The sequence below is a fragment of the Paenarthrobacter sp. YJN-D genome (genome assembly GCF_015040335.1).
GTDB lineage: Bacteria > Actinomycetota > Actinomycetes > Actinomycetales > Micrococcaceae > Arthrobacter > Arthrobacter nicotinovorans.
Genome location: NZ_CP053549.1, coordinates 448,236 through 468,858, shown reverse-complemented (window position 1 = coordinate 468,858; position 20,623 = coordinate 448,236). Strand labels below are relative to the sequence as shown.

23 protein-coding genes and 2 pseudogenes are annotated in these 20,623 nt (G+C 62.3%); 13 read left to right on the top strand and 12 right to left on the bottom strand.

What is annotated here, in order from left to right:
- Positions 1 to 17: 17 nt before the first annotated feature.
- Positions 18 to 278 (bottom strand): histidine kinase, encoded by a 261-nt coding sequence (locus HMI60_RS21240; protein WP_370584103.1) that lies wholly within the window; start codon positions 276 to 278, stop codon positions 18 to 20.
- 510 nt (positions 279 to 788) lie between these two features.
- Positions 789 to 1,238: pseudogene (locus HMI60_RS21235) on the bottom strand (GAF domain-containing protein); the annotation flags it as partial.
- Positions 1,239 to 1,669: 431 nt separating this feature from the next.
- Between HMI60_RS21235 and HMI60_RS02200 the strand changes: the two are divergent.
- The 5 genes from HMI60_RS02200 to HMI60_RS02180 all read left to right on the top strand — a co-directional run bounded on the left by HMI60_RS02200 (position 1,670) and on the right by HMI60_RS02180 (position 4,173).
- The gene (locus HMI60_RS02200) at positions 1,670 to 1,999 is read left to right on the top strand and encodes a DUF3040 domain-containing protein (protein WP_193590469.1); all 330 of its coding nucleotides are present in this window, start codon (positions 1,670 to 1,672) and stop codon (positions 1,997 to 1,999) included.
- Entirely contained in the window at positions 1,996 to 2,463 is a 468-nt protein-coding gene (locus HMI60_RS02195) for a flavodoxin family protein (protein WP_193590468.1), read from the top strand. The genes HMI60_RS02200 and HMI60_RS02195 overlap by 4 nt, the downstream gene beginning before the upstream one ends.
- A complete protein-coding gene (locus tag HMI60_RS02190) occupies positions 2,463 to 2,909 on the top strand; it encodes a universal stress protein (protein WP_055976257.1) in 447 nt (148 codons plus the stop codon). The genes HMI60_RS02195 and HMI60_RS02190 overlap by 1 nt, the downstream gene beginning before the upstream one ends.
- 120 nt (positions 2,910 to 3,029) lie before the next feature.
- Positions 3,030 to 3,500: a pyridoxamine 5'-phosphate oxidase family protein gene (locus tag HMI60_RS02185; protein ID WP_055976260.1), complete on the top strand. Its 471-nt coding sequence runs from the start codon at positions 3,030 to 3,032 to the stop codon at positions 3,498 to 3,500.
- Between the two features lie 397 nt (positions 3,501 to 3,897).
- Positions 3,898 to 4,173 carry a hypothetical protein gene (locus HMI60_RS02180; protein WP_155845941.1) on the top strand — a complete coding sequence of 92 codons (276 nt, stop codon included), beginning with the start codon at positions 3,898 to 3,900 and terminating at the stop codon, positions 4,171 to 4,173.
- A gap of 137 nt (positions 4,174 to 4,310) precedes the next feature.
- Here the strand turns inward: HMI60_RS02180 and HMI60_RS21145 are convergent, their stop codons facing one another.
- A complete protein-coding gene (locus HMI60_RS21145) occupies positions 4,311 to 4,439 on the bottom strand; it encodes a hypothetical protein (RefSeq protein WP_255520228.1) in 129 nt (42 codons plus the stop codon).
- Positions 4,440 to 5,029: 590 nt separating this feature from the next.
- On the opposite strand from HMI60_RS21145, the gene HMI60_RS02175 reads away from it, so the two are divergent.
- The 3 genes from HMI60_RS02175 (at position 5,030) to HMI60_RS02165 (ending at position 6,473) form a co-directional block, all read left to right on the top strand.
- Positions 5,030 to 5,200: a hypothetical protein gene (locus HMI60_RS02175; RefSeq protein ID WP_156369823.1), complete on the top strand. Its 171-nt coding sequence runs from the start codon at positions 5,030 to 5,032 to the stop codon at positions 5,198 to 5,200.
- A gap of 383 nt (positions 5,201 to 5,583) precedes the next feature.
- A complete protein-coding gene (locus tag HMI60_RS02170; RefSeq protein ID WP_018778542.1) occupies positions 5,584 to 5,931 on the top strand; it encodes a PadR family transcriptional regulator in 348 nt (115 codons plus the stop codon).
- Entirely contained in the window at positions 5,928 to 6,473 is a 546-nt protein-coding gene (locus HMI60_RS02165) for a hypothetical protein (protein ID WP_055976263.1), read from the top strand. The genes HMI60_RS02170 and HMI60_RS02165 overlap by 4 nt, the downstream gene beginning before the upstream one ends.
- 186 nt (positions 6,474 to 6,659) lie before the next feature.
- Here the strand turns inward: HMI60_RS02165 and HMI60_RS02160 are convergent, their stop codons facing one another.
- A complete protein-coding gene (locus HMI60_RS02160) occupies positions 6,660 to 6,941 on the bottom strand; it encodes a hypothetical protein (protein ID WP_035733907.1) in 282 nt (93 codons plus the stop codon).
- Here HMI60_RS02160 and HMI60_RS20970 point away from each other — a divergent pair.
- The 5 genes and pseudogenes from HMI60_RS20970 to HMI60_RS02140 all read left to right on the top strand — a co-directional run.
- Positions 6,873 to 7,091: pseudogene (locus HMI60_RS20970) on the top strand (substrate-binding domain-containing protein); the annotation flags it as partial. The gene HMI60_RS02160 and the pseudogene HMI60_RS20970 overlap by 69 nt on opposite strands.
- Positions 7,092 to 7,331: 240 nt before the next feature.
- Positions 7,332 to 8,048: an SDR family oxidoreductase gene (locus HMI60_RS02155; protein ID WP_227453704.1), complete on the top strand. Its 717-nt coding sequence runs from the start codon at positions 7,332 to 7,334 to the stop codon at positions 8,046 to 8,048.
- A gap of 123 nt (positions 8,049 to 8,171) precedes the next feature.
- On the top strand, positions 8,172 to 9,170 hold the full coding sequence (locus tag HMI60_RS02150) for an NADP-dependent oxidoreductase (RefSeq protein ID WP_193590466.1): 999 nt from the start codon (positions 8,172 to 8,174) through the stop codon (positions 9,168 to 9,170).
- A gap of 55 nt (positions 9,171 to 9,225) precedes the next feature.
- Complete coding sequence (locus tag HMI60_RS02145) at positions 9,226 to 10,092, top strand: alpha/beta fold hydrolase (RefSeq protein WP_193590465.1); 867 nt, start codon at positions 9,226 to 9,228, stop codon at positions 10,090 to 10,092.
- An 82-nt stretch (positions 10,093 to 10,174) separates the two neighbouring features.
- Positions 10,175 to 10,777 (top strand): TetR/AcrR family transcriptional regulator, encoded by a 603-nt coding sequence (locus HMI60_RS02140; protein ID WP_055976272.1) that lies wholly within the window; start codon positions 10,175 to 10,177, stop codon positions 10,775 to 10,777.
- A 25-nt stretch (positions 10,778 to 10,802) separates the two neighbouring features.
- On the opposite strand, the gene HMI60_RS02135 is transcribed toward HMI60_RS02140, so the two are convergent.
- The 8 genes from HMI60_RS02135 to HMI60_RS02100 all read right to left on the bottom strand — a co-directional run bounded on the left by HMI60_RS02135 (position 10,803) and on the right by HMI60_RS02100 (position 20,617).
- The gene (locus HMI60_RS02135) at positions 10,803 to 12,401 is read right to left on the bottom strand and encodes an ABC transporter ATP-binding protein (protein ID WP_193590464.1); all 1,599 of its coding nucleotides are present in this window, start codon (positions 12,399 to 12,401) and stop codon (positions 10,803 to 10,805) included.
- Positions 12,394 to 13,239, bottom strand: a complete 846-nt coding sequence (locus tag HMI60_RS02130; protein ID WP_193590463.1) for an ABC transporter permease — start codon at positions 13,237 to 13,239, stop codon at positions 12,394 to 12,396. The genes HMI60_RS02135 and HMI60_RS02130 overlap by 8 nt, the downstream gene beginning before the upstream one ends.
- Positions 13,223 to 14,164, bottom strand: coding sequence for an ABC transporter permease (locus HMI60_RS02125; protein ID WP_193590462.1), 942 nt, complete (start codon positions 14,162 to 14,164; stop codon positions 13,223 to 13,225). Before HMI60_RS02125 ends, HMI60_RS02130 begins: the two co-directional genes overlap by 17 nt.
- Positions 14,165 to 14,191: 27 nt before the next feature.
- On the bottom strand, positions 14,192 to 15,739 hold the full coding sequence (locus tag HMI60_RS02120) for an ABC transporter substrate-binding protein (RefSeq protein WP_110504183.1): 1,548 nt from the start codon (positions 15,737 to 15,739) through the stop codon (positions 14,192 to 14,194).
- Between the two features lie 138 nt (positions 15,740 to 15,877).
- Positions 15,878 to 16,921 carry an NAD(P)-dependent alcohol dehydrogenase gene (locus HMI60_RS02115; protein ID WP_079581295.1) on the bottom strand — a complete coding sequence of 348 codons (1,044 nt, stop codon included), beginning with the start codon at positions 16,919 to 16,921 and terminating at the stop codon, positions 15,878 to 15,880.
- 50 nt (positions 16,922 to 16,971) lie between these two features.
- Positions 16,972 to 17,952 (bottom strand): D-2-hydroxyacid dehydrogenase, encoded by a 981-nt coding sequence (locus tag HMI60_RS02110; RefSeq protein WP_193590461.1) that lies wholly within the window; start codon positions 17,950 to 17,952, stop codon positions 16,972 to 16,974.
- Positions 17,949 to 19,070, bottom strand: a complete 1,122-nt coding sequence (locus tag HMI60_RS02105; protein ID WP_193590460.1) for a tartrate dehydrogenase — start codon at positions 19,068 to 19,070, stop codon at positions 17,949 to 17,951. The genes HMI60_RS02110 and HMI60_RS02105 overlap by 4 nt, the downstream gene beginning before the upstream one ends.
- Complete coding sequence (locus HMI60_RS02100) at positions 19,067 to 20,617, bottom strand: aldehyde dehydrogenase family protein (protein WP_193590459.1); 1,551 nt, start codon at positions 20,615 to 20,617, stop codon at positions 19,067 to 19,069. Before HMI60_RS02100 ends, HMI60_RS02105 begins: the two co-directional genes overlap by 4 nt.
- Positions 20,618 to 20,623 lie beyond the last annotated feature (6 nt).

The window sequence follows — 20,623 nt, the reverse complement described above, 5'->3', positions numbered from 1 at the left end:
TCGACCAGAGTCTTAGGTCACGATGCTGCGGTCTGGTTGTCCCGGGAGCCTTCCGAGCGAAGCTGCTCAATCGTCCGGCGAAGGGTGCGAATGATGTCATCGAGCTCCGACGTCAAATTTTCCATCCGGTCCAAAGCCGAGGGGTCGCCCATGAAGCGTCGCAGGTTCTGGATCCCCAGACCGGCAGCGAACAAACGCTGGATCACCAAATCGTGCAGGTCGCGGGCGATCCGTTCCCGGTCAGTCAGCAGCAACGACTGTTCCCGAAGCGCACTCACGCGTGCCAGATCCAAGGCAAGCCCGACCCTGCTGCCAAAAAGCTCACTTGATTCAATATCCGTACGCGTGAACAGCCGCCCTCCGGCGGGACGGGCCAGCAGCAGGACCCCGTTCTCGGTTCCCCTGTGCCCGAGCGCGAAAATCAACACCGGTCCCAGCTTGTCCGACACTTCGGTCCCGAACACCTCAACAGGGTCCCGCACGATGTCGGATTCCCCTGTGGCCAGTACCGAGGCCACGGCATCTGTCACCGGAAGTTCTTCCCCCTTGTAGACGCCTTGCACCCCGACTGCGGACCGGCAACGCAATACTCTGCCGCCCGCAGGCACCGCGACCACGCCCAATGCTGAGTCGGAGGCCCGCAGCGCCGCTTCCGCTACACGATCCAGATTGCCGCGGTCTTCGTCGAACTGGCTGGCAATCAAGCGGCTGCCCAAGTCAATTCCAGCCTCCAGCCATCGTTGCCGGCAGCGGCTCTCATCGAACAGGCGGGCGTTTTGGATAGCTACGCCGGCCGCCGCTGCCAAGGCGATCGCCAGCTCCTGATCTGCGGCCGAGAAATCCTGCCCGTTGCTTTTTTCCGTCAGGTACAAGTTGCCGAAAACGACATCACGCACCCGGATGGGCACGCCGAGGAAGGTCTTCATGGGTGGGTGGTTCTCCGGAAAGCCCACAGCCATGGGATGCCGACGCAAATCATGGAGCCGAAGGGGCTCCGGCTCCCGGATAAGGTGGCCCAGTACGCCGTGCCCCGTGGGAAGTTCACCGATGGACCTGATGCCGTCGTCGTCGATGCCTACCGTAATGAAATGGCTCAAACGCTGGTCTTCGCCGACGACGCCCAAGGCACCATACCGTGCATCCACCAGGACGCACGCAGACTTGACCACCCGGTCCAGGACAGCCTCCAGGCTGAGGTCCTCGGCAATCGACACGACTGCTGCCAGCAAATCGTTCATTTGCTCCTGGGCGTGCAACAACTCGTCGGCACGCTCCACGAATTGCCGGAGGAGAGTATCCAGGCGTTCATCGGCCGGAGGTTTCCAGTGGTGCTTGTCGCTCGTCATAGCCGGACTCCCTTGCAACGATCCGCCAGTGTCCTGTGGTTGAGTCTAGGGGAACTGGCCGAAGTGGGCAGGTAACCTTCGGCTTTGTTCGGTGCCTGTCTTGCGTGCCAACCTGGCGACGTTCCCTGTCTGTGTCATGGCAAAGACAGATCCCAAGGAGTGGGCACTCCAACAGAAGGCTCACATGCTGATTGCATGCCTTGCTCCCGCACTGGCGGACACGGCTGAGCCGGGCCTTCCAGCTCCCGGCCCGCTGTGACTTTTGGCCCTGTTTGAAGGACCGTCGGCCGCCCATGCTGGGACTGGAGGACAGGAGGCAAACCATGGAACTTTCCAACTTCGAGAAACTTGAATTGGACAAGATCGCCAAGGGACTCGAGGAAGAGGATCCCAAGCTGGCTGCGCTCATGAGCTTGGAGGACTTGGGACGAATCCGCTGGACGCAGGCCGTGCGTGGAGTCCTCGTCGGACTGGCCGGACTCGGCTTGTTGCTCACCGGCGTCGCCCTCAGTGAACCGGTACTGGGAATAACAGGCTTCATGGTGATGGGCGGTGGCACCTTCTGGGCGACCCTCTTCGTGGATGCCCGTCCCGGCCGCAGGAAGACAACTGCCTCCAAGCAACGTCAGGGAAAAGATAAGGAAACACCATGAAAGCACTGATTGTTTACGATTCCGCTTACGGAAATACCAAGGCAATCGCGGAAGCGGTGGCTTCGGGTCTTGGCACCGCCAACGCCAGCACAGTACCAGTTGCCCGGTTCCGGCGTGCTGATGTCTCGGTAGGAGACCTGCTGGTAGTAGGAAGCCCTATTAATGGCTGGCGCCCCACTCCAAAGACCATGGAAACACTGACCGCCGTCGAGTCCGAGGGACTCACGGGGGTGTTGGCTGCTGCTTTCGACACCCGGGTCAAGCTGTTCATCCACGGTGACGCTGCCGGGAAGATTTCGAGGCACTTGAAAAAGGCGGGAGCCACTCCCGTCAGCAAGCCCATGCCTTTCTATGTCGGAGGCACTGAGGGACCCCTCCTTCCCGGCGAAACCGATCGCGCGAAAACCTGGGGCGCGCAGCTGCTGTCCCTGATGAAGTCCCAGGCCGCGAAGAGGAGCCAGTGATGGCCGGGCGTTTGGATCCCAGCAAGGTGATCGTAGGGGTCGACGGGTCTCCCGCTTCAGTTGAAGCCCTGCGTCAGGGCCAACATCTGGCCATGGCCCTCAATGCGCCTTTGGAAGCCTGGGCCTGTTGGGAATTGCCCGTTGGCTACGAAGCCTACCTGGCAATGGGGATCGACGGTTTTGCCCACGACGCCGAGCAGAACATGGAGGAGGCCCTCGCGAAGGCCTTCGGGGCGGACCTGCCGAAGAATGTGAGCAGGCGTCTCGTTCAGGGATCCGCACGCGCCGCTTTGGTGGAGGGAAGCAAGCATGCAGCGCTCGTCGTCGTCGGCCGCCGCGGACACGGGGGCTTTGGCGGACTCCTTTTGGGCTCAGTGAGTTCGGCCGTCGTCGCCCATGCGCATTGCCCGGTAGTCGTGGTTCATACACACGAAACCACCCCCTGAGATGGAACCGGACCAGGCGACGCGGCTCACGGCAGCCGGCACGACCTGCCGGCGTTGGCGGCAACGGCAGCGGGACTTTGGGCCCTGTCGAGGCGGATCGCACCGCCATAGGATCGCGGCATGACAGACAACAATATAGTGCCTGAGGCAGAAGTCCTCGGAGCCGACGATTGCTGGAGGCTTCTGGGCGAAACACACGTTGGCCGTCTCTCGGTCATCGTGGACGGACACCCGGACATCTTTCCGGTGAACTTTGCGGTAGACAACCAGACGATTGTCTTTCGAACCGGGATGGGGACCAAACAGCAGGCCATGGAAGCCGACTCCGTGGTGGCGCTGGAATCGGATTCGGTGAGCGGGGAGTTCGGCATCGCCTGGAGCGTTGTGGTGAAAGGTGCCGCCGAAGCAGCCGGGCCGGGCAGCCCCACCATGGACGAATTGCGGCGGGCCCTCTTCCCTTGGCAAGGAATTGGCCAGGACTTCCTCTATCGGATAGTTCCCCGGTCCATCACCGGCAGGCGCTTTGATCTTTCAGCACCGATGTCCCTGCAAACCCCGCTCGACGACGCCACGCGGGCAGGCTTGGAATAAGTCCCGGCCGTCCGCTGTGCCCCTTCCTCTCAAGAAGCAGGCGACGTCCGGGCCGGTTCTTCCTTTGACGCGGCTTCCCCTGCGCACAAGCGTTCGGTGCACTGCAGTTAGCCCGCGCGTCGGTTGGTCCGGTTGTCTTTATTGGCTCTCCATGCGACTCCGAGGGGAGGCATGGATGGTGCCTGGGGTGCATGGCTCCGAACGTTCGCTCAGGGCCGTTGCCCGCGCTGCTGCCGAGTCAGACGAGGAAGGGCAAGAGCTCACAGTGAATATCGGGTGACCGCCGGGTCCCGCTCTTCACTGCCGGTGGAGGTCGCCACGGCTGAGGCTCCCGGTCTGTTCATGCACATTTTTGCTAGATAGACTTGCATCTTCAGATTAGAAGTAACTGAGGTGCGTGATGAACGGCTTCGACCAGCAGGCGCTGACGAGGGCAGCCATTGATCTGCTCGCCCTCAGTCCCGACGACGTTTGGGTCGCACAACTCGCCAACGGGGGCAATGCGAGCAGGGGGGAGATCGCCGCATATTGCGCTGCAGAGGCCGCGCTCAGCGGTGACGCCAGGGACGCAGTGTCTCAGGCCGTCAACGAACTGATCATGGATTTCGACCTGCCCCTGCGGGTTCCTTATAGCTTCGACCCGGAAACGGGAAGCGTCGAACCCCGGGAGTAGTTGCAGGCAGCCGGCTGTGGATGTGCCTTTTGTAGCGTCCGGACATCTGATGATCTGCCAGCACATGTGGGGCCTTCTGATCAACCAAGGATCTGCGCACCGGTAGTTCCTGCACCCGGTACTTGGAGGCTGAGGTACTAGGGCGCCGGTGGTGGTTTGGTGGCCCGCTTGTGGCGCAGTTCGATGTTGAGGGTTTCCTTTTCCACGAAGTCCAGGGCACTTCGCACCGCACCCATGGTCACCACGGAATCGCCCAAAGGCGACACTACCAGCGACGGGACCGTAGCGGGAATTCGCGGGGAGCCGCACTGAAATTGGTTCGAGCAGGGCGCCGGCCGACCTGGCAACTGCACCACCTATCACCATAAGTTCGGGGTTGTGGATGGCGGCGACCGCTCCTTACGTCCCTCGCCATCCGGTCGGCCAGCCGTTCAAGAATCCACCGTGCCACGGCGTCGCGTTGGAGCGCGGCGGCGAAGACGTGTTCAGCCTCGACAGCTCCGGGACCAAAGCGCTCGCTGGCCAGAATAACGACGACGACATCCACCCCGACTGCCGAACCTTGCCAGCGCTCGCCCAAGGCCGCAAGGTTTCCGTCGTTGGCCAACAAAGTCGTTGGCCAACAAAACGGTCCCCCCGTGGAGTTCCTTAAGGGCCCGATATCAGACCGACGTCAAAAAGGGCCCAAAAAGGTTGAGCCACCAGAACATCACCGTTCCGGTCTACCGGAGCCGCGATTCCTGCGGAGTGGACACGGAGGGCTCTGCGCTTATTGGCTCTTGACCTCCCTCCCGCTCAGGTCACATACTGCTTCAGGCACTAAATTTTGATCCCAAATAAACTTCGGAGACACAAAATGAATGCAAGCCCCGACCACTCAGGCAGCCACGCCATCGATGCCACGACAGATCGCTGGACCTCACTCTGGGAGCCGGCCGCCCGCCGCTACCAGCCTCTCGTCGACCAGACGACGCCGACTGTACCTCCTGCGGCCTCCCCGCTACCCGGCGCGGCAGCCCAGGCTTAGTCCGGACGCAACATTCCGGGCCACCCGGCGTCGTACGACCTTGGCTGCGACGGTGGGCTGCTTGTCCTCGCCGAGCCTCGCCCTCAGTGCGCCAGCTCTACCTTTTGGTTCGCCTACAAACGCTTCCCGTCGAAGCCATTTGCTATTGCTTGATGATCCCCCTCCGCCTCTCTTGATGGATCGCCGTCATCGTGATGCGGCCGCCCAAGTCCCGCGGCGACGCCGGCAGGTGTCGGGATTCCCGGCCTGCAGCCGCCCATCCACGCTTGTGGCCGAAACGCCTTTTTGGGGTCGCCGCCCCACCATCCATCACGGCGAACACCTGTGGACGCGTCGTTCTTCGCGCGCTTGCCCTTCTTCACTATTAATGATTCAGTAATACCATGTCCAGAATTCAGGCCCAACAGGACGCCCAGATGCTTCGGGCCGTCCTGCCCCTACTGACCCTCACTTTGATCGGCGAGAACGAATCTTATGGCTATCAACTTGTCGAACGGCTGGCCGGCCTGGGGCTGGACGTATCAACCGGATTGGTCTACCCCGTACTTAGCAGACTTGAGCGCGATGGCCTGGTCAGCACGAGAAAAGTCACGTCCAGCAACGGGCCGCCCCGCAAGTACTTTGCACTCACTGCGGCCGGCACAAAAGCCAGGTCGGCCGCGAAAGAGCAGTGGCTCCTGGTAGCCGCGGCGGTCCACCAAGCAACCGAGAAGGAGCACCTCCAGCCATGACCAGCAGCACCCTGCAGACAGAGGATCCCCGCCCATCGTTTCCTGCCCGCCTACGTACGGAGACGTATCTTGCCCGTGTCGACTGGCACCTTGAGGCCGTCATGAACGGCAAGCACCGCAGGTCGACAATCAGGGAACTACGGCAAGCAATACTCTCCGATCCCCGCGGCATCGACGTAAGCCTCGATGACCTCGGATCGCCCAAGTCGCTAGCCCGGCAATATGGCGACGATGAAGACCTCCAACCTCTATGGTCAATCGGCGTCATCTCAGCAGGGTCGATGTTGTTCGCTTACTGGGTCCTCTTCCTGACCTTTGCTTTTGGCATGCTGGCAGCGACGGACTCAAGCACACCCATGAAGGCGCACGCGGAGTTCCTGTTCGTCGATGTCACCACCTTCTCTACAGCCGAGGCGGTTGGCATTGAATGGACCAGCGGTTGGGCATGGCTGATCGTACCGGCGATCATCGGCGTCGTTTCTTTCTTGCTGGGCGCGCGCTGCTGGCGTCTTTTCGGCCGTTCGGGAAGACGTACGCCCTAGCGCCGCCACTGCGAGGTTCAGGACAACGGCGCCCGCACTGTCCGGCTTCCACGACGAGCCCGACATTGGTCACTGGTCCCGGCCCCTCACCAGTGAAGCCAGGACTAACCGCCCCCCTGGAAGCGCGATACCCCTTGGCGGCACTGGTCCAGCCAGTCGACGTCCAGCCGAAGGCGGAACCGGAGCCTACAGCGGACGACCCCTCCACGATTCCTCGTCGACGCGTCTGACTTGCCCAGCCGGAAACCACTCCACATGATAAACGCGCCGGTCATCCACCCACTCAACAAGCCCAAAGGTCCTCGTATATTTGATCGCCCGGCCATAGATCTCCCCCACCCGGACCAGCGGCTGACTGCCAGGCTCCAACTCGATGATCTTCCCGTCATCAGGCCTGGGGTGGCTGTTATCGGCATCTATCTGCGCCAACATCCGGGCAAAGGCGGCGGAGTCTTGCTTCGGTCTCATGACAACAAGACTAGAACATATATTCGAATCAGGAATCCCTTCCCCGTACCGCACGACATCGGCGTGGTTGGGTTCGACAATTGGGAACTCTTCAGCACCACGCCCCAACCCCCGCTGACAACAGTGGACATGAACCTCGAGGACATGGGCCGCGCCGTGGCGGAGGAACTCCAGGAGGCCATCTCGGTCAAGCCCCGGCCAAGTCGCCGTCGTCCGTACTCCGCCGTCCGAAGCTGTCCCGCAAAACGGCAGTTACCCGTGGAATATATTCTGAGCACACTCAGTTATGAGTACAGTCACCCGGGATCCCAAGGCGGCACTTGCCAAACCTCTCCCGGAACCGTCCAGCCAGCTGGCCACGACGGTAACCACAACAGAAAGTTCGTGAAAATGTACTCACTCAAGGGAGCAGTTGTCCTCGTCACCGGCGCGAACGGCGGGATCGGAACCCACTTCGTCCACACCGCCCTGGCGCGGGGCGCCAGCAAGGTCTACGCCACCGCGCGAACCCCGCGCACCTGGGACGACAACCGAATCGTTCCGCTGACTTTGGACATCACGGACCCGTCGTCCATACAGGCCGCAGTCGAGGCTGCGCCCGATGCAACCGTCCTGATCAACAACGCTGGAGCATCCGTGGCCACCTCGGGCATTCTCAGCCACACTGATGCGGAGATCCGGGCCAATGTGGAGACGAACTTCCTGGGCCCGCTCTTCCTCGCCCGCGCGTTCGCGCCGATCCTGTCGGCCAAGGACAATGCTGCGATCGTCGATATCCACTCCGCCATGAGCTGGTACGCCGTCGGTGGCATTTACAGCGCAACCAAGGCCGCCCTGTGGTCGGCCACGAATTCGCTGCGCCTGGAGCTCGCGCCCGAGGGCGTCCATGTGGTGGGCGTCCATGTGGGGTATGTGGACACGGCGATGGCCGCACACACCACCGACCCCAAGATGGACCCGGCCGAACTGGTCAACAAGGTGCTGGACGCCGTGGAGGCCGGTGAATACGAGGTACTCGCCGACGAGACATCGGTCCAACTCAAGGCCGGGCTCAGCGCGCCAATAGAGGCGCTCTACCCCCAGCTCTCCCCCAGCAAGTCCCGGTAACAACAGCCGCGCCGTGGTGATGGATCAGCCCCATCGCCACGGCGCTTTCTCCCTTCACGCTTGACTACAAAACTGAGTCCACTCATAATTGAGTTAAATCACTTAGTAAAGGAGTACCGCGACATGCGCGCATTTGTTGTCACCAAATACAAGGAACCCCTCCAGGAAGCCGACGTCGCCGAACCTGTCATAGGCGACCGTGACGTGCTGGTGCAGGTCCACGCTGCCGGGCTGAACCAGCTGGACGAAAAGATCCGATTGGGCGAGTTCAAGCAGATCCTTCCCTACAAACTCCAGCTGATCCTCGGCAACGACGTTGCAGGCACAGTACTTCGCGTGGGACAAAGCGTGAAGGGATTCAAGCCCGGCGACGAGGTGTACGCCCGACCCCACCAAGACCGCATCGGCACCTTCGCCGAACGGATAGCAATCGCGGAGGAAGACCTCGCGCTCAAGCCCGTAGCGGCCACCATGGAGGAAGCCGGCTCGCTGCCACTTGTAGCGCTGACGGCATGGCAGGCCCTCGTAGAACAGGGCAATGTGCAACCAGGGCAGAAAGTTCTTATCCATGCCGGCGCTGGCGGGGTGGGATCCATCGCCATCCAGCTCGCCAAACATCTCGGTGCGACCGTTGCTACCACCGCCAGCAGCTCCAACGCCGGATTCGTCCGCGACCTCGGCGCCGACGTCGTCATCGACTACCGCAACCAGGACTTCGAAAAGCTTCTGAGCGGATACGATCTGGTGCTCGATAGCCTCGGAGGCGAAAACCTCCAGAAATCACTGCGCATCCTCAAACCAGGCGGGAAGGCTATAGGGATCGCCGGCCCGCCCGATCCGGCCTTCGCCCGCAGGGCAGGCCTCAACCCCGTGCTGCTCCTTGCGACCACTGCACTCAGCAGCAAGATCCGCCGGAAAGCAAGGAAGCTCGGCGTCAGCTATGAATTCCTCTTCATGCGGGCCAGCGGCGATCAACTTCGCCGAATCAGTGCCTTGGTGGACGACGGCGCACTGCGCCCCATCGTAGGGAGAGTCTTCACCTTCGGCCAAGCTCCGGAGGCACTGCAATCCCTGGCCGCAGGTGGCTTCCGAGGCAAAGCAGTCCTCAGCGTCACCGCCTGATCCACCGCTGCTATCCGCCCAGGAATTAATCCAATAACCCAGGAGAACCGTCATCATGGACTACACCAACGCACCCAACGAGCCGGTCATCACCTCATATGCGGAGGCACCGGCCAGAACCATCACCGCCGGCGGCATCAGCTTCGCCTACCGCGAGCTTGGGCCCAGGGGCGGGATCCCCGTCATCTTCTTCGTGCATCTCGCCGCCACGTTGGACAACTGGGATCCCAGGATCATTGACCCCATTGCCAGGAACCGCCACGTCATCACCTTCGACCAGCCCGGAGTCGGCGCCTCCACAGGACACGTTCCCACCAGCATCGAAGCAATGGCCGACGACGCCTACACCTTCATCAAGGCCCTGGGCTTCACAACCATTGATGTCTTCTCCTTCTCATTGGGCGGCATGATCGCCCAGGACCTCATCTCCAAACACCCCACCCTTGTCCGCAAACTGGTCCTGACCGGAACCGGTCCCCGCGGTGGGAAGAACATCGACAAGGTGGTCCGTACCACCTACTGGGACATCCTGCGCGCGACCTTCACCCGTTCCGACCCCAAGGAATTCCTCTTCTTCAACCGCAACGTCGCCGGCAAGACCGCTGCGAAAGCCTTCATTAACCGCCTGCAGGAGCGGACCGGGAACCGTGACCAACCAATCACCACCCGCGCGTTCCAAACACAGCTCAAAGCAATCCGGAAGTACGGCCGCTCGGCCCCGTCGGACCTGTCCTTGCTCACCCAGCCCACGCTGATCGCCAACGGCGACAACGATCGAATGGTGCCTTCCAGGCTCTCCGAGGACCTTCACCGCCGCATCAAAGGTTCCCAACTGATCATCTACCCAGACTCCGGCCACGGCGGTATCTTCCAGAACCACGCCACGTTCGCACCCGCCGTCGTCGAATTCCTCACCCCCTGACCAGTACGCCGGCCAAGGCACTTGGCCCGCACTTCGATACACTCATTAGTGAGTCGAGTCATTTTGATTTCGGAGGAGCCCCTTGCCTGTCACATCCAAGCCTCTCGGACGGCGCGAGCGGAACAAGCAGGAGAAGCTGGACCGGATCACCGCCGCAGCCTCTGAACTCTTCGCCCAATATGGGGTGGAGGAGGTTACCACCCAGCAGATCGCCGACAAAGCGGACATCGGCACCGGAACCCTGTTCCTCTACGCCAAAACCAAAGGCGAACTGCTCCTCCTCGTTCAGAACGCCAACTACGCCGCAGCCCTCGAACGCGGCCGGGCCGCAGCGGAAGAAACTCCCGGCGTGCTGGATGCGGTGATGTCCATCGTGAAGCCGATCGTGGAGTGCAACCGAACCCAGGTCGACAACGGACGCTTCTACCTGCGCGAAATGGTATTCGGAGACCCCACAGAGCCACACCACAGCGCAGCCCTGGCGATCGTTGGGGAAACCGAAGAAGCCATCGCCACCGTATTCACCCGGGATGGACTGGCTGATGCCCAGGACGCCGCGACGACAGCACGGGTTGTGTCTGCGGTCATGTTCATGACCATGGCGGCAAGTGACAACACCGGCATTGACATCGAGGCCCTGGTGCAGGAAATCAGGACCCAGATTCGGCTGTTGATACCACGCTGAAACGGGCCGGGTCCCCTGCTTCCCGCTAGAGCGCCGCCCGGATCTTCTTCAGGTGCAGCCCCCGGCAAGGGATGGCTGCTGAGACGAGGTCTTGGCTGTGCTGGTGCTGCGGATCGGCGAAGAACTTCTGGGTGTCCGTGAGTTCAACCAGACGGCCTTGGAAGAGGACGGCGACCCGCTGGCACATGTGCCGGACCACGTCCATGTCGTGGGTGATGACCACAAGGGTCATGCCGCGCTCCCGGTGGAGGCGTTTGAGCAGGTCCAGGATGGTTCGCTGGGTCAGCGCATCCAGGGCCGAGGTGGCTTCATCGCAGATGAGCACCTCGGGTTCCAGCAGCAGTGCCCTGGCAATCGTGATGCGCTGCAACTGGCCGCCGGAGCACTGGCTTGGGCGCCTGTCCAGCAGGTCAGGGTCCAGCTCGACCTCCTCCATGGCTTCCCTGAGCAGCTGGCTCCGTTCGGCAGATGTCAGTTGTTTGCGGGGTTGAAGCGGGGCTTCCAGGCTGGCGCGCAGCGTCATCCGGGGATCGAAAGAATCGTGCGGTTCCTGGAACACCAACTGCACGGCGGTGGGGGCACTCGTTCCCCCTGCAAGCGTCCTGTCGATGCTCCCGCTGCTGATCTCTTCCAGCCCAACGATCGCCCGGGCAAGGGTGCTCTTCCCGGACCCGGATTGGCCAAGGACGCCCAGGATCTCCCCCTGCTTCACATCGAGTGAAACGGAGTCCAGCGCCGGGTGGTCAACGCCACCCCCGCCCCAGCGTCGTCCGGAGCCGAAGTTTTTGACCACGTTTTTCAATGTCAGAACGGTCCGCTCGGGTACCCGGGCATCTGAGGTGCTGGTGGGCGACAGGTTGGACGCATCACGGAGGCTGCGTGCATAGGCAGTCCGGGGACTCCCAAGCACAGCTTCGGTGGTGCCGGACTCCACGATCACTCCGGCTTCCATCACCAGCACCCGGTCAGCGAAGGCGGCCACGGAAGCAAGGTTGTGCGTGATGTAGAGGATGCCAAGCCCGCGCTGGATCCGTTGCCGGTCGAGCAACTCCAGGATTTGCTGCTCCAGCACCTTGTCCAGTGCGGAGGTCGGCTCGTCAGCGAGGAGGATGTCTGGCTGACCTGCCAGGGCCATGGCTGTCATTGCCCGTTGCGCCATCCCGCCGGACAACTGGTGCGGGTACGCCCGCGCGCCCCGGGCCGGATCCTCAAAGCCGACTTCGGCAAGCAATTCGTGCACCTTCGCATCGGCCGCCCTGCCTCGCAAACCACCGTGAAGCTTCAGTGGTTCCTTCAGATGCCTGCGGATGGTTCTGTTCGGGTTGAACATCCTTTTGGGTTGCTGGAAGAGCATCCCCAGCCGACCGCCCCGGATTCGGTTAAGTTCAGTCTCCGGGGCGCGGGCCACGTCCACAGCGCCGAGCCTGATGGAGCCGGAGGCCATCTCCAGTTGCCCGGGCAGTAGCCGCAGAATGGACTTGGCAGTCATGGTTTTGCCGGAGCCCGAACCACCCACCAAGGCGACGAACTCGCCCGGCTTAACCGAAAGACTGACCCCCGACAGCACATTCCGTTCGGTACCGGCGTTGCGAACCGTCAGATCTTCGATCACGAGCTCAGGCATGCTGACCCTCCACCACAAGAGCGTCCACGGGATCCGCGGCCCGGCGGGATGCCCGCTGGCCAATAAGGGTGACGCACAGAGCCACCAGGAAGATGGCAAGACCAGGTGCGATGATGCCCCACGGAGCCCTCTCCGCGTACGGCTGGGCCGCAGCAAGCATGGATCCCCAATCAGATTGCGGCGGCTGGACGCCAAGCCCCAGGTAGGACAATGCACCCACGCTGATCAGCAGCTGCCCGAACCGAAGGGTCGCCTGCCCCAGCATCGGTGCGGCCAGGTGCGGCAGGATGTGTCGGAAAATAATGAACGACGGCGGACACCCCACCACACGCGCCGCTTCAATGAAGCCGCGTGAGGACACGTCATAGGCAAGAGTCCGGGCAAGCCGGGCAAAGGGCGTCCATCCAGTGACGGTCAGGGCCACCAACAACGACGTGAAGCCGGTACCCATCGCAGCCACAATGAAGAGCGCTACTACCATCTCCGGCAGGGCCAGCAGGACGTCGTTGGTGCGCGTAAAGAATTCATCCAGCCAACCCTTGCGGCGCGCACTAAGCACACCGATCGCCAAGCCAATGACCCCGGTCAGCACGGTTGCCAGTGCCGCCACCACCAAAGAAAAGCGACCGCCGTCGAGCAAGCGGCTTAGTGTGTCCCGGCCCAAATGGTCCGTTCCCAACCAGTGGTCGCCGCTGGGCGGCGCCAGGCGCGCAGCAAGGTTTTGCGCATCCGGCGGGAAGGGCACCAGCCATGGGGCGGCCGCTATCGCTGCCACAATCAGGGCGAGGACGACGACGGCGGCACGGTCGATCACTGAACTCCTACGCAAGGGCGCCACTCACCTTGGGGCTGAGAATGCGGTGGACGAAGTCAGCGAGCGTCGTGATCGCTACTGCGAGGGCCACCACAACCACTACGCCTCCCTGAGCCAACGGAATGTCACTGTTGACCACAGCGTCGTACAGGAGACGCCCCATGCCCGGGATGGCAAAAATGACCTCAACAATTGCCGACCCTCCCAAAAGTCCGGCGAACCAGACGGCGAAAAGTGTGGACAACGGAACCAGTCCGTTGGGAATCACATGCCGCCAGACTGTTTGCACGCGGCTCAGGCCACGGGCCCTTGCAGCCTGGATGTGTTCGGCGTCAAGGGCGTCGATCATGCCTGCACGGACAGCCGAGGTGAAGAAGCTGATGGGCCGCAATGCCAGCGTTACCGCCGGCAGGACAACGGACGATGCTGTGTTCCATCCTGCGGACGGGAACATTGACAATCTAAGCGCGAATACCAGGACCAAAAGCGGCGCCAACCAGTATTCCGGCATCGCGATGAAGGATTGGGTAACTGTGGTGATGAGCTTGTCGGTCTTGCCGCCCTGCTTCAGCGCCGCAACAATCCCCAGCGGAAGCGAGACCACCACGGCGGTCCCCAAGGCCACCAGCACGAGGCTGAGCGTGATGCCCAGCGCCGGCATGACCTGATCAACCACGGGCGTGCGGCTGATATGTGAGAGCCCCATGTCTCCGGTGAGGAAGTCTCCCAGCCAGCGCAGATACTGAACGGGAAGAGGGTCCTGGAGCCCAAGGCTTGAACTCAGTGCGTGAACGGTCGAGTCGTCCACGACGTCGCCGGCGACGCGGGACCTGATGATCTTTCGGACAGGATCGCCAGGCGTGACGTAGGGAATAAGGAAAACGGCGAAAGACGACAGCAGGACGGCGGCCACGAGGGTCGCCGTCCGCTTCGCGAGGAACGTGATCATGCGTTTTGGTTCGCTGGTCCCGGATCCTCAGGAGCCGGACTTGGCTGTATCGGCCGTCAGAACGTAGCGGGACAGGGGGTCCTGCACATAGGAAAGCACGTTGCTGCGGACGGCATCCGTCGCTTGTTCGTTGACGAGCCAAAGGTTGACGGCCTGGTCGTCCAGGATCCCCCCGGCCTGGGCATACAGCTTGTAGCGTTCTTCGGTGTTGGCTGTTTGGGCCGCCTTCGCGATGAGCTGGTCGTACCCGTCGTCGCAGAAGTGGCTGAGGTTGTACGTACCCTTGCAGGTGTAATCGGCCGTCAGGAATCCAATGGGGTCCGCAATGTCGATCAGCCTATTGCGTTGGCTGAGGATCATGTCGTAGTTGCCGGCAAGAACGTCCGGCTCGGCTGCGGCGTATTCCTTGGCCTGGATGCTCACCGGGACACCGATGTTCTTCAGGTTGTCCTGGATGACCGTAGCGACGTCCGCGAACTCTGCCCGCTCCACGATGGCGATGATTTCCAAGGGGCGGTCCGCGGAGTACCCGGCGTCCGCCAGGAGCTTCCTGGCTTCCTCCACGTTCTGCTTGGGCGAACTTGCCTCGGGTGAGGCCCACGGTTCGGAGGACGCGAAGGGACCCGCTGCGGGAAGTGCCGCACCCTCGTAGACGCTGGCGGACAGTGCTTCGAGGTCCAGGGCGGACCGAAGTGCCTTGCGGAACCCGAGGTTATTGAACGGTGCCCGACCGTTGTTCATGTAGAGCGTGGCCGTCCGGGGAGAGTCTGCCTTGAGGACAGAAACCCCGGGCGCGTTCTGCAGGGAGGACAGGGAGGCGGCAGGGATGGAGAGCGAAATATCGGCTTCCCCTGTTTGGACTTGGGCCGCGCGCGTGGCGCCGTTGGTAATGAACCGGACCTCTGCCCCGGCGAGTTTGACCTCGCCGCCCCAATAATCGGGGTTGCGGTCGAGGGTCAGGGACTGCTTGGCCTTCTCCGAGACGGGAGTGAACGGGCCGGTGCAGTGACCGAAGGGATCGACCGTCGCGCCCTGGTATGCAGCCGGTGCGAGGATGCCGGTGTTGACGCTGGCGAGGCGGAACGGGACGAGCGGACTTTCCGCCGGCGTGGTCACCCGGACGGTTCTGGCGTCCATGGCTTGGACGCTGCTCACGGTGCTGGGGCCGAACGCCCTGGCGGGCACCTTCGCTTTGAGCACGGAGTTCAAGGACGCTGCCACTGACTCGGCTGTGAGTTCGGTACCGTCCTGGAATTTGACGCCGTCGCGGATGGTGAAGTCCCACTCAAGGGGTGAGACCTGCTTCCACTCCTTGGCGAGGAACGGCATCACTTTGCCCTGGGCGGCATCATACTTGGTCAACGTTTCCAGGCAGCCGGACAGCGAGAGGATGTAAGCAGCGTCGGATTCCAATGCCCAATTGGCTACAGGGGCACGAAAGTTGTCCACCACGATGCGCTGGTTCGTGTCGGCCACCTTACCCTCAGTGCCGGGCTGGCCTCCGCTCAGGCCGCAACCTGTAAGGGTAAGGAGGGCGGCAAGCCCTGTCACGGAGAATCGGCTGAGTTTGCGCAAAGGAACCGCCTGCTGAGAACGCCCGAACGGGTGGGCTTGAGGAAAATGAAGACTATTTAGGTTAGCCTTACCTCTTTCTACCGCGAAAATGACGCGCCCGTTCCTCCGTAACAATGTGCGCAAGCCCACAGGCTGTTGTCAGAGCGTGCCGGCGTCTATGACGAAACGGTAGCGGACGTCGCTCGCCAGCACCCGCTCGAAGGCTTCGTTGATCTGTCCGGCGCGGATGACTTCCACCTCTGCTCCGAGTCCATTGGCGGCACAGAATTCCAGCATTTCCTGAGTTTGGCGGATGCCGCCCATCTTGGAGCCCGAGAGGTTGCGCCGCATTCCAATGAGGGACCAGGCGCGTTGACTCAATGGTTTCGAAGGCAGGCCTACCAAAACCATGGTGCCGCCGAGGGAAAGCAATGAAAGGTAGGCGTCAACATCGATGTCCGCAGAAACAGTGTTAATGACCAGATCCAGTTGCCCCTCGAGGTACTTGAACGTTTCGGGTTCCGATGTTGCGTAGTACTGCTGGGCGCCGAGCCGGAGCGCGTCCTCCCTCTTCTTCAGCGACTGGCTGAGGACGGTCACCTCGGCTCCCATGGCGGCGGCAATCTTGACGCCGATATGGCCAAGGCCGCCCATGCCGATGATGGCTACGCGTTTCCCTGGTCCTGCCCGCCAGTGACGCAGCGGGGAATACATGGTGATGCCCGCGCACATCAGGGGTGCGGCATCCTGAAGGGAAATGCCGTCGGGAATGTTCAGGACGTATTTCTCGTCCACAACGATGCTGGTGCTGTATCCACCGGCGGTGGGGAGCCCGTCACGTCCGAACGAGTTGTAGGTGCTGGTGGAGCCTTGCAAGCAGTACTGTTCCTCGCCCGCACGGCAATTGGCGCATTCCCTGCAGGAATCAACAAAGCAACCCACGCCAACCCGGTCTCCCACGAGGTGGCGGGTGACTCTTCGTCCGACCGCTTCCACCACGCCAGCTATCTCGTGACCGACTACCAGTGGGTACCGAACCCCTGACCACTCTCCGCGGGCAGCGTGGATGTCTGAATGGCAGATCCCGGTGTACTTGATGGAAATTCGAACGTCATAGTCACCGGGATCCCGCCGTTCCACGGTGCCGGGCTCAAGGCCGGATGTTGGAGAAGAAGCTACATAAGCCTGGGCAATGGTGGGCATACCAGCGGCGTCTTTCAGTATCGGGTCAGGTGGAGGGAAAGTCGCAGAACTCAGGGGTACGGGACGAACCCGAGCTTTTTGTCCACAATGTTCTGCAGTGGCAGGCCACGGCTGAACCGCCAGAGGTTCTCCACGAACAGCTGGCCGAGATCGTCGAGGTAGTCCTCGGTATCGCCACTCATGTGCGGAGTAAGAATGACGTTGTCCATGCTCCACAACGGATGCCCGGCAGGCAGTGGTTCGGGATGAACCACATCCAAGGCCGCCCCGGCAATGGACCCGGAGGTCAGTGCCTGCACCAAGGCATCAGTGCGGACCAGTTCGCCGCGGCCGACATTGATGAGCTGGGCGGTAGGTTTCATGGCCGCGAGCACATCGGCGTCCACCAAGCCCCTGGTGTCTTCCGTCAGCGGTGCGGCCAGCACGAGGTAGTCGAAGCCGGGAACAACCAGGGCAAGGTCTTCCGAGGAATGGATCTCATCGAAAGACGCGTCCCCGGGTCGGCTGCTGCGGCCGGCACCGCTGACACGCAGGCCCACGGCACGGAACAGGGACGCGATCTCACGCCCGATGGATCCGGTCCCAACCACCAGTACGCGCTGGCCCTGAATCTTGCGAGTGACGCGGTGCTGCCAGCGCCCGGCCTGCTGGAGCCTCAGCGAACCCTGCGAGTCCTTTGCGATGTCCAGGACGAATCCCAGCGCGAACTCGGCAATCGCGCGGCTCAGGACCCCACGCGAATTCGTGTAGACAACCCCGCTGTTGATCAGGTCATCGAAGAGGAGCTGGCTGATGCCGGCCGCCGACACATGGACCCATTTCAGCGACGAGGCCGCGGCCCAGTTCTCGCGCAGTGCCGGGGAGAATGAATGCCATTGGTACAGCACGTCCGCGCCGTCAAGCGCCTCGGCCAAACCGTCCGCCTTGGTCAGGCGGAGCTCAGCCAGCTCCTGGACTTCGTCCAGCCGGGGCGGCAGGTCCTCCCGGTACAGCACAGCGACGACCGGCCTTTTGGGTTCGGCGACCGTCATGACGACGACGCCGCTGCTGCCGCCGGCTTTCCGGAAGTCCCCGTATCCAGGGAGTCAGCGGCGTACAAGTCGTCGATGGCGGCCAGGACCGCCGCCGTGAACTCCGACGTCGACGATGGTCCCCCGACATCGCGGGTGCCAAGGCCTTCGCGCAGTACCGACTCGAACGCCAGCTGCAAGTGCCCTGCAGCCTCAGGATGGCCCAGGTGCTGAAGCATCATCGCTCCGGACCAGATCTGACCCACCGGGTTTGCCAGCCCCTTGCCTGCAATATCCGGAGCTGATCCGTGCACGGGTTCAAAAAGCGACGGGTAGTCCCCGTCCGGGTTCAGGTTGGCACTGGGGGCCACGCCAATGGACCCGGTAACGGAGCTGCCGAGGTCAGAGAGGATGTCTCCCAGCAGGTTGGAGGCGACAATGACGTCATAGGTCCACGGCTTCAGGACCAAGTGCGCAGCAAGCGCGTCCACCAGTTCGCTGCTGAGCGTCACATCAGGGTAGAGCCGGGTGGTTTCCTCCACCACTTCGTCCCAGAAGGGCATGGTGTGGATAATGCCGTTGCTCTTGGTTGCCGAGGTCAGGTGACCGCTCCGCGAGGATGCCAGCGATGCAGCGTAGTGTGCTGCCCGCGATACGCCCAGCCGGGTGAAAATCGTTTCCTGGACCGCCGTCTCGTGCGGCAGCCCGCGGTAGGTGCGGCCACCAACCTCCGAGTACTCCCCTTCGTTGTTTTCACGCACGATGAGCACATCGATCGGCGTCTTGTTGGCCAGGGGCGACTTCACGCCGTCGAGCGTTTTGACCGGACGGAGGTTGATGTACTGCTGGAATTCGCGCCGGATGGGGATCAACAGCCCCCACAGCGATTCGGCGTCCGGGACCTCAGGTGAGCCGACGGCGCCATGGAAGATGGCGTCGTGCTTCGCGAGCACTTCCAAACCGTCAACGGGCATCATCCGTCCGTGTTCGCCGTAGTAGTCCGATCCCCAGGGCAGGTAGGTGAATTCACAACGAATTGAGTGAAGCTGCGCGATCCGTTCGAGGCATTCGATGGCTGCGGGAACAACTTCCTTACCGATTCCGTCGCCGGCGATGACTGCGATTTTATGGGTAGTCATGATGCATTCCGTTCTGAGGTGGCGGTGAGCTGCTGCCATCGGGTGGCGGATCCGGCCAATTTGATGATGGTGCTTTTTGGTTCGGTCATCTCGCGTACTGCGTGCTTTACGCCTTCACGGCCCACACCGGACTTCTTGAAACCGCCAAAGGGCATGGAGTCAATCCGGACATCGCTGGTCTCGTTGATGACCACAGCCCCCACATGCAGCTTGTCGGCAATGGCCAAGGCCAAGCCGATCGACTCAGTAAACACCCCGGCCTGAAGCCCGTACTCTGAAGCATTGGCGGCGTGGATGGCGTCATTGACCTGGATGAAGGGCGCGATGCTGACGACCGGGCCAAACACTTCCTCCCGGATGACCCTGGCGTCTGCAGGTACATCGCTGAGAACGGTCGGCTGGTAAAAAGCGCCGCGGCGCTGACCGCCCACGTGCACAGTGGCGCCGGCTGCCTTGGCCTCCTCCACCCAGTCCTCCACCCGACGGGCCTCCGCTTCGGTAATCAGCGGTCCGATGTCCGTAGCCCGGTCAAATTTCGCTCCGGTTCGGAGGGCGCTGGTCCCGGCGACCACTTTTTCAAGGACTTCTTCGAACAGGGAGATGTGCACATAGACCCGCTGCACGGACAGGCAGTTCTGACCGGCCACGCCGAAGGCACCGGACACGATTGCCTTGGCAGCGGCCCCCGCGTCAGCGTCTGCGCAGACGATTGTGGCGTTGTTGCCGCCGAGCTCAGAAAGGATCTTCTTTGATCCCGCGGCGGCAGCAATACGATCCGCCGTCTTTGGTCCGCCGGTGAAGGAAATGAGGTCCACGTGGGGGTCGGTCACGATCGCCTCGGAGACGCCCGGCCCCGAGACGACAGCGGCGAGCCTGCCGGCCGGGACGCCCGCGTCCAGCAACAGCTGGACGAAGGCAAGTCCCGTCAGGGGCGTACGGCCGGAAGGTTTAAGCACGACGCCGTTGCCTCCGATCAGCGCCGGACCCAACTTGTGTGCCACGAGGTTCAGCGGATCATTGAACGGGGTGATGGCCGCGATGATTCCCACGGGTTTCCGGTTGTACCAGCCGATCTTGTTGGCCCCGGCCATGCTGTCTTCAAAGGCGAGTGTTTCTCCAACGAGTTCGCTGGACGCCGCAGCGGAAAGACGTAACGTCTCGATGCACCGGCGCACTTCACGCTCAGCTTCGGTGATGGTCTTGCTGCTTTCGGCTGCAATGATCTCCGCGAAACGCCCGTCCTGCTCGGCAAGCAGCGCTGCGGCCCGCTCCAAGGCCTCCCGGCGGTCCCGGAGAGCCCAATCATCTTCCTGGAGGTGACGATGAATGAAGGCAACGGCCCTGCGGACATCCTGCGGGGACGATGAACACACTTCCCCCAGCAAGAGTCCATCTTCGGGATCCCGGACCTCTACGGTCATCCCGGCTGTCTCCCAACGGCCTTCGATGAACGCGCCACCTGGCAGTGCGGCGATGCTTGCCCGCCTGTAGGCGGTCTCCTGAGCCGGTTTTGGGCGCTCTCCAGCGACTTTCGTTGATGAACTCATGGATAC